8 protein-coding genes are annotated in these 11,481 nt (G+C 59.8%); 7 read left to right on the top strand and 1 reads right to left on the bottom strand.

Annotated features, from left to right (window positions below; genetic code table 11):
• The first annotated feature begins 15 nt into the window (after positions 1–15).
• Positions 16–2,178, top strand: a complete 2,163-nt coding sequence (locus LK440_RS16705; RefSeq protein WP_005017194.1) for a prolyl oligopeptidase family serine peptidase — start codon at positions 16–18, stop codon at positions 2,176–2,178.
• A 38-nt stretch (positions 2,179–2,216) separates the two neighbouring features.
• On the opposite strand, the gene LK440_RS16700 is transcribed toward LK440_RS16705, so the two are convergent.
• Positions 2,217–3,221 carry a LysR substrate-binding domain-containing protein gene (locus tag LK440_RS16700; protein ID WP_005017196.1) on the bottom strand — a complete coding sequence of 335 codons (1,005 nt, stop codon included), beginning with the start codon at positions 3,219–3,221 and terminating at the stop codon, positions 2,217–2,219.
• Between the two features lie 121 nt (positions 3,222–3,342).
• Between LK440_RS16700 and LK440_RS16695 the strand changes: the two genes are divergently transcribed.
• The 6 genes from LK440_RS16695 to LK440_RS16670 all read left to right on the top strand — a co-directional run bounded on the left by LK440_RS16695 (position 3,343) and on the right by LK440_RS16670 (position 11,462).
• Positions 3,343–5,637, top strand: coding sequence for an NADP-dependent malic enzyme (locus LK440_RS16695; protein ID WP_005017200.1), 2,295 nt, complete (start codon positions 3,343–3,345; stop codon positions 5,635–5,637).
• 579 nt (positions 5,638–6,216) lie between these two features.
• Positions 6,217–6,897, top strand: a complete 681-nt coding sequence (locus tag LK440_RS16690; protein WP_005017203.1) for a response regulator — start codon at positions 6,217–6,219, stop codon at positions 6,895–6,897.
• 7 nt (positions 6,898–6,904) lie between these two features.
• A complete protein-coding gene (locus tag LK440_RS16685; RefSeq protein ID WP_005017206.1) occupies positions 6,905–8,341 on the top strand; it encodes a sensor histidine kinase in 1,437 nt (478 codons plus the stop codon).
• Positions 8,342–8,438: 97 nt separating this feature from the next.
• Positions 8,439–9,440 (top strand): Bug family tripartite tricarboxylate transporter substrate binding protein, encoded by a 1,002-nt coding sequence (locus tag LK440_RS16680; RefSeq protein ID WP_005017208.1) that lies wholly within the window; start codon positions 8,439–8,441, stop codon positions 9,438–9,440.
• A 70-nt stretch (positions 9,441–9,510) separates the two neighbouring features.
• Positions 9,511–9,948, top strand: coding sequence for a tripartite tricarboxylate transporter TctB family protein (locus LK440_RS16675; protein ID WP_005017210.1), 438 nt, complete (start codon positions 9,511–9,513; stop codon positions 9,946–9,948).
• The gene (locus tag LK440_RS16670) at positions 9,945–11,462 is read left to right on the top strand and encodes a tripartite tricarboxylate transporter permease (protein ID WP_005017212.1); all 1,518 of its coding nucleotides are present in this window, start codon (positions 9,945–9,947) and stop codon (positions 11,460–11,462) included. Before LK440_RS16675 ends, LK440_RS16670 begins: the two co-directional genes overlap by 4 nt.
• Positions 11,463–11,481: the final 19 nt, after the last annotated feature.

Genomic DNA, 11,481 nt, shown 5'->3' with positions numbered 1-11,481 from the left:
GCGCCACCCGGCACCTTGCCGGCAGGCTGGCAAGGTGCTCCCAACGTCGAGCGAGCACCTTTGTTCAACGCTTATGATGGCGAATTCGCAACCACCACAGGACCGCGCAGCTTGAACGCACCGGATACGCCCCAAGATCCTTTTCTTTTCCTGGAGTCGCTGGACAGTCGTAAGGCAGAACAGTGGGTCAGCACGCAGAACGCGCGTACCCTTGAACACCTTGACCAGGATCCCTCCATCGCCGCGCTGACCGAGCGCCTGGTGGACATCTATGATTCTCCGGATCGCATCGTGACGTGCTCGCGGCACGGCGATTGGGCCTATAACACCTGGACGGATGCTGAACATCCACTCGGCCTTGTGCGACGCGCGCCATGGCAGGACTGGCTTGCCGGTACGGCCGTGTGGGAAACCGTGCTCGATGTGGATGCGTTAGCCATCAATAGCACCCATTCTGACGGAACACGCTGGACGCTGGCGGATTTTGATCTGCGCTACCCTGATGGCGAACGCGCGTTGGTCGCACTTGCTCCGGACGGCTCGGATGCTTGCATCATTCGTGAATTCGATGTGGCAACGCGCAGCTTCGTGCCCGATGGTTTCCAGCTATTGCAGCCCGGTCAAAACAGCATGGACTGGATCGATCGCGACACCGTCTATGTGGGATGGGACGATAGTGCCGATAACGACAAGGCGCAGCTCACCGATGCCGGTCATCCGCGTTTTGTACGCCGCTGGCGGCGCGGCACGCCGCTGGATCAGGCGCCCATCGCGTTAGAGTGTGCCAGCACCGACATTTCGGTTCATGCTTGGTATGACTATGAGCTGAAACGCCATCTCGCCGTGCGTTATCTCAGCATGTGGAGTACCGACTGGCTATGGCTGGATGAAGCTGCCGGCCAATGGCGTCGGTATGACGTTCCGGCCGACGCGGAGATAAGCGAGTGGCATGAGTGGATGTTCATCCATCTGCGATCCGAATGGAAAACTGCCGGCGGCAACTATGCCAGCGGCAGTTTGCTGGCCATCGAACGTGAACGCTTTCTGGCGGCCGATATGCGCGCGGACGTGTTGTTTCATGCAGGCCCACGCCCCGTACTGGCCGACTTGGACTTCACGCTCAATTACCTCATCCTCACCGAGCGCCACGATTGCGTCACGCACTTGCGCCGCCTGAAACCCGGCGCGACAGGCTGGCAATCCGAACCCATCGTCACGCCCGCGGACAGCGCGGTGACCATGACAGCGATAGACAGCCTGCGTGATGACTCCGTGCTGGTGCATGTCGACCATTTTCTGCAACCCACTGCCCTCTATCATGCCCAGGCCAGTGATGTCAGTCCCAATGACTGGCACTTATTGGCACGCCTGCCGCCACAGTTTGATACCACGGGCATGCGCGCCGAATTGCGCTACGCCGACGCCGCCGACGGCACGCAGATTCCCTATTGGTTGATCGGCCGCCTGTCTGCGCAGCCACAGCCTTGCCTGCTCTACGGTTACGGCGGTTTCGAAGAGGCGCTGGACGAGCCCGCCTATCTGGCCACAGCCGGCGCCAGTTGGCTGGAGGCGGGCGGCCTTTATGCCATTGCCTGCATCCGCGGCGGCGGTGAGTTCGGGCCAGCCTGGCATCAGGCCGCCCTGCGCGAAAAACGTCAGGTTGCCTTCGACGACTTCATCGCCGTGGCGCAGGCTCTGACGGATACCGGAGCCACCACCGCGCAGCAGCTTGCCATCAGTGGTGCAAGCAATGGCGGTCTGCTGGTGGCCGCATGCATGGTGCAACGTCCCGAACTCTTCGCAGCGGTGCTGTGCGCAGTACCGGTACTGGACATGCTGCGCTTTCATCGACTTCTGCAAGGCGCCACCTGGATCGATGAGTATGGCGACCCGGATGATGCCAAGGCGCGCGGCTGGTTGCTGGCGTATTCGCCTTATCATCAAGTCAAAGCGGGCGTGAAATACCCCGCCGTGCTTTTTACGACGTCAACCTCTGATGACCGAGTGCACCCGGCTCATGCCCGCAAGATGGCCGCCAGAATGCAGGCGCAAGGCCATGACCGGGTTTGGTACCTGGAACGCCGCGATGGCGGCCACGGCGCCGGTGTCGAGGCGCGCAGCATTGCGCACGCCGAAGCGCTGGAAACCTGCTTTCTGTGGAGATCCGTCACACAATGAGCAACGCGTGGCCCCCGGCCTGAGGCGACGCGCTTGTCTCAGGTCGCGCTGCCATATATCTGACGGCATACATCGCGCAAGGCCTGGGCAAACAGGCCATCCACCTCTCGGGCCTGACTGTCTTTACGCGTGAAAAGTGCGATCGGCGGCAGTGCCCATTCAAAGCTGAAAGGCACGATGGCCACGCCGGCGATGCGCACGAGCTCGTCGGCGATATCTGCCGGCAGGGCAGAAACCGCGCGCTCGCTAGCGGCCACCATCTCCCCGATGAGTTTGGAAGAGTTGGTTTCCACCACCGGCTTGGGTGGAGCCAACCCTTGGCCAAGAAAAAGCGCCGCCACCTGATCGCGCATAGGCGTCTGCGCGGTGCCCAATATCCAATCCAGTCCGGCCAGATCCTCCCAATCAACCCGACCACGCGCCAACCGGGCCGCCAGACGGCGGCTCGCCACCAATCGCGGCCGTTGCCGGTACAGCACTTCGAACTGCAGCATATCCCGCATAGGCCGCGCCGCGGCCCGGGCCAGCACCGCGTCCAGGGCATGTTCCTGCAGCAGTCCGAGCAGGACATCGCTGGTCGCCTCGTGCACCGTCACCGTCAAACGCCTGCCACCCGGCAGCGCGCGCGCAATGGCGGACGAAATCAATTGTCCCGAAACAAAGGGAATGACCCCCACGTTTATGTGGGCGGCGTGGCCACTGGCAGCAGCCTCCATGTCGCGGGCCAGATGATCCAGGTCCTGCAACATCGTCTGAGCCCGGGCCAGTGCAATATCCCCCAACGCCGTTGGCACCATTCCCCGCGCCGAACGGGTAAACAGCGGCGCGCCGAACATGGACTCGATCTCGGCCAGCGCACTGGTCACTGCGGGCTGACTGGTCGCCATGTGTTGTGCGACCCGAGTCAACGATCCATGCTGGCGGATGAGCAGCAATAGGCGCAGATGGCGCATTTTAAGCCGCGAGGCCAGGCGGTGCAGAATTTCCGCCGCATGCAACGACACGATATGACCCCGGTTAACGTTCGATTTGATTCCCAGCACTATAAATCAATACTTATGTACTTATAAAAACCTCAAATCACTAGCTTATGGGTTGACTTTAGACTCGCATCATTGCCAACCCGCATCGCCCCGATGCCGGCACGTTACAAGCGAGATATTCATGCCCCAACATCCCAACGACCGCCAGGCAGCGCTGGATTACCACGAGTTTCCCGTTCCGGGAAAAATCGCCATCACCGCTTCCAAGCCGCTGGTCACGCAACGCGATCTGGGTCTGACCTACACACCTGGCGTGGCCGCGGCCTGTGAAGAAATCGTCGACGACCCGGTCAACGCCTTTCGCTATACCGCGCGCGGCAATCTGGTGGGCGTGATATCCAACGGCACGGCAGTGCTGGGTCTGGGCAACATCGGTGCGCTGGCCTCCAAGCCCGTGATGGAAGGCAAGGCCGTGCTCTTTAAGAAGTTTGCCGGCCTGGATGTGTTTGACATCGAAATCAACGAGACCGACCCGGACAAACTGGTCGACATCATTGCGGGCCTGGAGCCCACCTTTGGTGGGATCAATCTCGAGGACATCAAGGCGCCGGAGTGTTTCACCGTCGAGCGCAAGCTGCGCGAGCGCATGAAGATCCCCGTCTTCCATGACGACCAGCATGGCACGGCGATCACCGTGAGCGCGGCCTTCATCAACGGCTTGAGGGTCGTGGGCAAGGACATCGCCAAGGTCAAGGTCGTCAGTTCGGGCGCGGGCGCGGCGGCCCTGGCTTGCCTGAGTCTCATGGTCGATCTGGGCCTGCCTATCGAAAACGTCTGGGTTACCGATATCGAAGGCGTGGTCTACGAAGGCCGCACCGCGCTGATGGATTCGGACAAAGCGCGTTTTGCGCAAAAGACCGATACCCGCAAGCTGGCCGAGGTCATCGCCGACGCCGACGTGTTTCTGGGCCTGTCGGCCGGGGGCGTGCTCAAGCCCGAGATGGTGGCCACCATGGCGGCGCGCCCGCTGATTCTGGCGCTGGCCAATCCGACGCCCGAAATCCTGCCTGAAGAGGCACACGCCGTACGCGATGACATCGTCATGGCCACCGGCCGCTCGGACTACCCCAACCAGGTCAACAACGTCCTGTGCTTTCCGTATATTTTTCGCGGCGCGTTGGACGTCGGCGCCACCACCATCACGCCCGCCATGGAGCGGGCGGCCGTCTATGCCATCGCCGGCCTGGCTCAGGAAGAAGCCAATGACGTCGTGGCTGCTGCCTATGGCACTTATGACTTGTCCTTCGGCCCGGATTACCTCATCCCCAAGCCGTTCGACCCGCGCCTGATCGTACGCATCGCACCGGCCGTGGCACGTGCGGCCATGGAAGATGGCGTGGCCACGCGCCCCATCGCCGACCTCGACGCCTATGTCGAGCAGCTGCAGCAATTCGTCTATCACTCGGGCGCGTTCATGAAGCCCCTGTTTGCCATCGCCAAGCAAGTCGTGCGCGATCAAGGCCGCGCACGCATCGTGTTTACCGAAGGCGAAGACGAACGTGTCTTGCGTGCCGTACAGGTCATCGTTGACGAAAAACTCGCCAAACCCATTCTGGTGGGGCGGCCTTCGGTGCTGTTGTCACGCATCGAAAAATTCGGCCTGCGCCTGCGCCTGGGCGAAGATGTCGAAGTGACCAATCCTGAATACGACGAGCGCTTTCATCAGTACTGGACGACCTACTGGGAGCTGATGAACCGCCGGGGTATCAGCAAGGAAATGGCTCGCGTGGAAATGCGCCGCCGCATGACCTTGATCGGCGCCATGATGGTACGTCTGGGCGACGCCGACGGCATGGTTTGCGGGGCAGTAGGCGCCTATCACGACCACCTGCGCTTCGTCGACGAAGTGCTCGGCATGCGCCCGGGGGCCAAGACCTATGCGGCCATGAATATTCTGCTGCTCGATCAACGCACAGTGGCCTTGGTCGACACTCATGTCAACGATGACCCGAGTGCTGAACAAATCGCCGAGTTCACCATCGCCGCAGCCGAAGAGATGCGCCGCCTGAATCTGGCGCCCAAAGTAGCCCTGCTGTCGCGCTCTAACTTCGGCTCCGGCAGCTCGGCGTCCGGCGCCAAGATGCGCGAAGCTTTGGATCGAGTTCGTCAGCAAGCCCCAGACCTCGAGATCGATGGCGAGATGCATGGCGATTGCGCCTTGGACGAGGCCCTGCGCCTGCGGATTCTGTCGTCCTCCACACTCAAGGGTTCGGCCAACCTCCTGGTCTGCCCCAACGTGGATTCGGGCAATATCGCCTACAACCTGCTCAAGACGGCTGCCGGCGGCAATGTGGCAGTCGGCCCCTTCCTGCTGGGCGCCAATGCGCCGGTCACTATCCTGACCTCCAGCGCCACTGTGCGTCGCATTGTCAACATGGCAGCGCTGACTGTCATCGATGCGAACCGGCCGACCTGACACCTTTACAGAGTCTTCTGGCAAACCGCCGTCATCAGACGGCGGTTTTTTTTAGCGCGCACGCGAAGCAACACCCAAACCAAAAGTTCGCGTGATTCTTTTCTCGCGCATTTTCTGCGCATCATGCCCTCCACAGCATCCCGTATCGCCAACGCGCGACGCGGGGGCCGCCCCCACGTTTTTTAGAAGCCCAGGGGCCTGATTTCACCCCCTGTGGAGGACGATTTTCGTGCTCCTGTAGCGGCGGCTTTCCGGCCCTTTTGGGCTAAAAAGAGGGGAAGGAATCCGAAACGACCCTGTGGATAACTACTAGGTGGGCGGGTTGTGCACATTGTGTGTGCCAAAGTTGAACAAGCAGGGGTTTTGGTCAGTACCCAAAAACTTGTTCAACTTGGGCTTTCTTGCCAAACAGAGTTCTTGCACAGCAAAAAAATTGTCCAAGATCTTGAAAAATATGGAGTTTCCAACGTTAAGGTAGTTATCCACAGCCCTTATTAATCATTAGTCTTTTTATAAAGAAAAAAAAAGGAAAAGCCAAAACATGCTTTCCCACCGCCATCGCCCCACGGGGTCCCCGCTATGCGCATTCTTTTGATAGAAGATGAAGCTGACCTGGCTCACTGGTTGTCCCGCAGCCTTGCCCGGCACGCCGGCTTCGTCGTTGACTGGGCTGACAATGGCCTACTTGCGGAACGTCGGCTGACGCTGGAAGAGTTCGACGCTGTGATCCTGGATCTGGGTCTACCAGGAATGGATGGGCATACATTGCTCACCAAAATGCGGTCTCGCGATGACCGCACCCCGGTTTTGGTTCTGACCGCTAGAGACTCACTGGCCGAAAGAGTCGGCACCCTGCATGAAGGCGCGGATGATTTTTTGCCCAAACCCTTTGTGCTTGAAGAACTCGAAGCTCGATTGACGGCCCTCATCCGGCGCAGCCGCGGTCGTGAACATCCCCGCTTATCGCTAGGCAGCCTCGTTTTGGATACTTCGGCGCAGCGGTTTACGGTCAGTGGGCAGAACCTGCACTTATCCCCAAAGGAATACGCCGTATTGCGTGTGCTCATCCAGCGCAGCGGGGAACCCATCAACAAACAGCAAATCCTGGATCGCATCCAGAGAGAAGACAGCGACGTGAACCTCGAAGCCATAGAGGTGCTGGTGCACCGGCTGCGAAAAAAATTGACGGGCACGGGCGTGCACATCGTTACGATGCGCGGAATTGGCTACAGCCTGGAGATAGCTGTTGAAAACTCGTGATACACCGGTGGCGCGCACTTTGCGCGCCACATTGTTGCTGTGGCTGATCCCGGCACTGGTCACCATTCTGGTGGCCGGCCTATGGCTGTCGAACCAGCAACTGCGCGAACAGGTCGATATCGCCTACGATCGCGCACTGGCTGGCGCGTTGCGTTCCATCGATCACAACATATCCACAGCCAGTGGTGGATTAAGTCTGGAACTGCCATACCTGTTGCTGGAATTTTTCGAACTCACGGCCAACGGCAACGTGTATTACAGGGTCGCCACCGAGGACGGGCTGGCCGAAATCGGCAATCCGGACCTGCCTCTTCCTGGCCATCCACTGAAATCCGGCAAGCCCGAATTTTTCTACGCCAGTTACGATGGTCAGCCCTTGCGCGTAGCGGCGTTGGCGCGGCCCATGGATCCCCCCCTGTATGCCAACAAAGGAGGGCGCGTGATTGTTCAGGTCGCCGAGGGCCTGGACACCCGCGAGGACTTCTTGAATCGGGCGCTGTTGCGTTCGGTCGAGCGGGACGTCGTCATGCTGCTGATCAGCGTTTTGGCGGTCATATGGAGCGTTCTGATGGCTCTGCGACCCCTTGAGCGGCTCAGGGACGAAGTTGCCAGCCGTTCTGCGGACGATTTAAGCCCCATCAGCGCTTCCGATGTTCCGGGTGAGGTCCTACCCCTGCTCGAGGCTATAAATCTCCACACGGGCCGTTTTGAGGCTCAGGCGAGGGTGCAACGGCAGTTTCTGGACGACGCTTCGCACCAATTGCGTACCCCGCTGTCCGTTTTGCGGACCCAAACCTCCTACGCCCTGCGCGAATCTGACCCGCAAGAGATCCATACGGCGTTGCTGGCCATGCGGGAAGGTTTGGATCGGGCAGTACGCACGACCAATCAAATGTTGACCCTTGCCCGGGCCAAGGATGCGCCCTGGACCGAAGGTGGACTGCCCCTCGAGAACGTGGATCTGGCAGCCTTGGCAGATAGTGTGGGCCGTTCCCTGCTGCCGGCCATCCGCATGAAACACATCGATTTCGGGCTTGAGCGGCCTGCCGAGTCGGTATGCATCCGCGGCGTCGAGGGTTTGTTGCGCGAAGCCCTGTCCAACCTGTTGGATAACGCGTTGCGTTACAGCCCGGCTGGCGCTGAGGTCACCATTCGCGTTGGCAGCGATCAGGAGAACGCATGGATATGTGTGGAAGACGCCGGGCCAGGGATGTCCGCTGAGGATATCGCGCATGCCAGTGTGCGTTTTCGCCGGGGAGCGGCAGGCAAGAACAAACCAGGCGCGGGACTGGGTCTGGCCATTGTCGGCACTATCGTCGGCATTCATGGGGGGACGTTACGGTTGGATAACCGCGAGCCTGCTCCGGGCTTGCGCGCCACACTGGTGTTTTCCCTAGGTTTTGAGCGGAATGCTGCGTTGCGTCAGAAAAACTGGCCGATTTGAAAGGAAACGGAAAGGGTAGATTTTGTACGGTGCGCTACCAGCCGGCGCAATCCTGTGCGCCGGCCAGAAATCCAAACAACAACGGAGACCGCATCTCATGCAGATTCTGCAAAAAATCCGTATTGGCACTATTGCCGCGCTGGGAATATTGAGCGTGGGCGCCAGCCTGAGCGCTCAGGCCGAAGGCGAGCCGCGCCGTCCCGAATGCATCGCCCCCGCTCAGCCCGGAGGCGGTTTCGATCTGACCTGCCGCCTGGCCACCGAAGGCCTCAAACAGAGTGGCGCGCTCAAGGCGCCGATGCGCATCGTCTACATGCCTGGCGGCATCGGCGCGGTGGCCTATAACAACATCGTGGCCCAGCATCCCAAGGAGCCGGGCACCATCGTGGCCTTCTCAGGCGGCTCACTACTGAATCTGGCGCAAGGGAAGTTCGGCAAGTACAACGTCAACGACGTACGCTGGCTGGCGGGGATCGGCACGGACTACGGTGTGGCCGTGGTACGCAATTATTCCCCCTACAAGGACTTGAAGAGCCTGATGGAGGCCTTTAAGCAGGATCCCACCAAAATCGTTCTGGGTGCTGGCGGCACGGTGGGAAGTCAGGATTGGATGAAGGCCGCGTTGACCGCCAAGGCGGCTGATGTAGATTTCCGCAAGATGCGCTTTGTCGCGTTCGAAGGCGGTGGCGAGGCCGTGACCGCGCTGCGTGGCGGGCACATCCAGGCGTATATGGGCGATGCCGCAGAGGCTTTCACGATGCTTGAAGGCGGCGCGCCGATCCGCGTGTTGGCCGTATTCAACAACGAGCGTTTGCCTGGAAAGCTGGCCGATATTCCAACGGCCAAAGAACAGGGTTATGACATCGTCTGGCCCATTATTCGTGGCTTCTATGTGGGCCCGAAGGTCTCCGATGAAGACTATCAGTTCTGGGTAAACGCCTTCAACAAGACGATGGCTTCGCCCGAGTTCGCCAAATTGCGTGAGCAGCAAGGTCTCTTTCCCTTTTCCAAGACGGGGCCGGAGCTCGACGCTTACGTCAAGGAACAGGTCAAGCAATACGCTGAACTGGCCAACTCCTTCGGTTTGATCAAGAAGTAATCCCCCGGCGCGCCTGTCAGAAAGACCTCAGGCGCGCCGCAGCTATTTTTCTTCGCTTGGATCCCGGATCATGAATGATCGTTTGCTGGGCATTATTGCCCTGGTTCTGGCCGCCTTTATGACCTGGGCGGGCTGGGACATCGAGGCGCCTTTCGCCTATGAACCTGTCGGCCCGCGAGCCTTCCCGCTGCTGATCGCCCTGATCATCGGCTTGTGCGGACTGAGGCTGGCAATCAAAGGGGGTAACCCCATTCATCCCAATCCTCCGGGAGCCAACGGACGCATCGTGCTGATGCTGTTGTTTGCTGCGGCCTATGCCTTTCTGTTTGAGTGGTTGGGTTTCGTTATTGCCACGGCCATCATGACGGTGGCCGTAGGCCGTCTGTTTGGCGGCTCTTGGGTTAAGACGGCCATCGATGGCGTTGTGATGGGTCTGCTCTTCTTTCTGTTGTTTGACAAGGTCCTGGACGTGGTGTTGCCGGGCGGTGTGCTGGAGGGCCTGATATGAACGGCGTTCTCGATCATTTGTCTTTGGGATTTGGCGTTGCTTTCTCGCTGACCAATGTGCTTGTTGCGGCCGTGGGTTCTTTTTTTGGCACCATGGTGGGTGTGCTGCCAGGGCTGGGGCCGATCAACGGTGTGGCGATGCTTATCCCCATCGCCTTTGCCATGAATCTGCCGCCGGAAACTGCGTTGATTCTGCTGGCCGCGGTCTATGTCGGCGCTGAGTACGGCGGTCGCATCACGTCCATTCTGTTGAATGTTCCGGGCGAAGCCAGCGCCATCATGACGACGTTGGATGGCTATCCGCTGGCTCGCCAAGGTCTTGCCAACGTGGCGTTGTCTTTGTCGGCCTGGTCGGCTTTCTTCGGGTCTATTGTTTCGGTCACCGGGATCATTCTCCTGGCACCGACATTGGCCAAATGGGCCTTGGCGTTCGGGCCGGCTGAATACTTTGTCCTCATGGTGTTTGCCTTTTGCTGTCTGACCAGTCTTCTGGGTAAGCAGCCGGTCAAGGGTGTCTTGGCCGCCATGATTGGCCTGGGTATTTCTGCGATTGGCGTGGACTCCAATTCGGGCGTCTATCGCTATACGTTCGATTCTGTGCATCTGGCCGACGGTATCGATTTCGTTGTAGTGGTCATCGCGCTGTTTGCAGTGGCCGAGATGCTCGAGATGCTTGAGAAAGTCGTCGGCGGTCACAGCGTTGAAGTCAAGCCGAGCGGACGAAAGCTGTTCAACCTTCAAGAACTCGCTTTTACTTGGTGGAGTGTGGTGCGCAGTGCACTGGTAGGCTTTGGCGTTGGCGTGTTGCCCGGCGCTGGCGCCAGCGTGGCCGCAGCGGTGGCGTACTCCCAGGAAAAACGCATCATTGAAAACAAGGACCCCAATGCCAAATTTGGCAAGGGCGATATGCGAGGTCTGGTGGCGCCGGAAGCTGCGGCGACTGCGTCGGCAGTCGGCTCATTTGTGCCGATGCTCACCCTGGGTGTGCCAGGGTCTGGCACGACGGCGGTGATGATGGGGGCGCTGACGCTCTACAACATCACACCGGGTCCGGCCTTGTTCGAAACCAAGCCTGAGCTGGTATGGGGTTTGATTGCATCGCTGTTCATCGCGAACGTGTTGTTGTTTGTGATGAACGTGCCGCTGGTGCGCATCTTCTCCAAAGTGCTTTCCGTACCTGCATGGATGATGGTGCCCGGTATTCTGTGCATCAGCTATATCGGTGTTTATGCGATCAATGCCGGCAGCTTCGACTTGCTGATGGTCGTGGCGATCGGAGCCATTGGCTATTTCCTGCGCAAGTTCGAGGTCCCCATGGCGCCGCTGGTGCTTGGGGTCGTGCTCGGCGACATGATGGAGCAGAACCTGCGCCGCGCGCTGTCTATCACTAACGGTGACGTGCGCGTGCTGTTCGATAGTTCGGTGTCGGTGGGCCTGTGGATCGCTGCCGTGGCCGTCGTTGTTGTACCGCAAGGCATGCGCTATCTACGCCGCAAACGGCGTCCAGCGGCCTGATCAGGCACGTTGATCAACG

Origin of the sequence: Bordetella holmesii (assembly GCF_020735985.1) — a bacterium.
Classification (GTDB): domain Bacteria; phylum Pseudomonadota; class Gammaproteobacteria; order Burkholderiales; family Burkholderiaceae_B; genus Bordetella; species Bordetella holmesii.
Note: the sequence above shows the minus strand (reverse complement) of the source record. Positions and strands in the feature narration are given on the sequence as shown.

What these genes read in the sequence shown, in the direction of transcription:
- LK440_RS16695 (WP_005017200.1), top strand. Translation starts at nt 3,343, where the DNA reads ATGCCCCAACATCCCAACGACCGCCAGGCAGCGCTGGATTACCACGAG.
- LK440_RS16690 (WP_005017203.1), top strand. Translation starts at nt 6,217, where the DNA reads ATGCGCATTCTTTTGATAGAAGATGAAGCTGACCTGGCTCACTGGTTG.
- LK440_RS16680 (WP_005017208.1), top strand. Translation starts at nt 8,439, where the DNA reads ATGCAGATTCTGCAAAAAATCCGTATTGGCACTATTGCCGCGCTGGGA.
- LK440_RS16675 (WP_005017210.1), top strand. Translation starts at nt 9,511, where the DNA reads ATGAATGATCGTTTGCTGGGCATTATTGCCCTGGTTCTGGCCGCCTTT.
- LK440_RS16670 (WP_005017212.1), top strand. Translation starts at nt 9,945, where the DNA reads ATGAACGGCGTTCTCGATCATTTGTCTTTGGGATTTGGCGTTGCTTTC.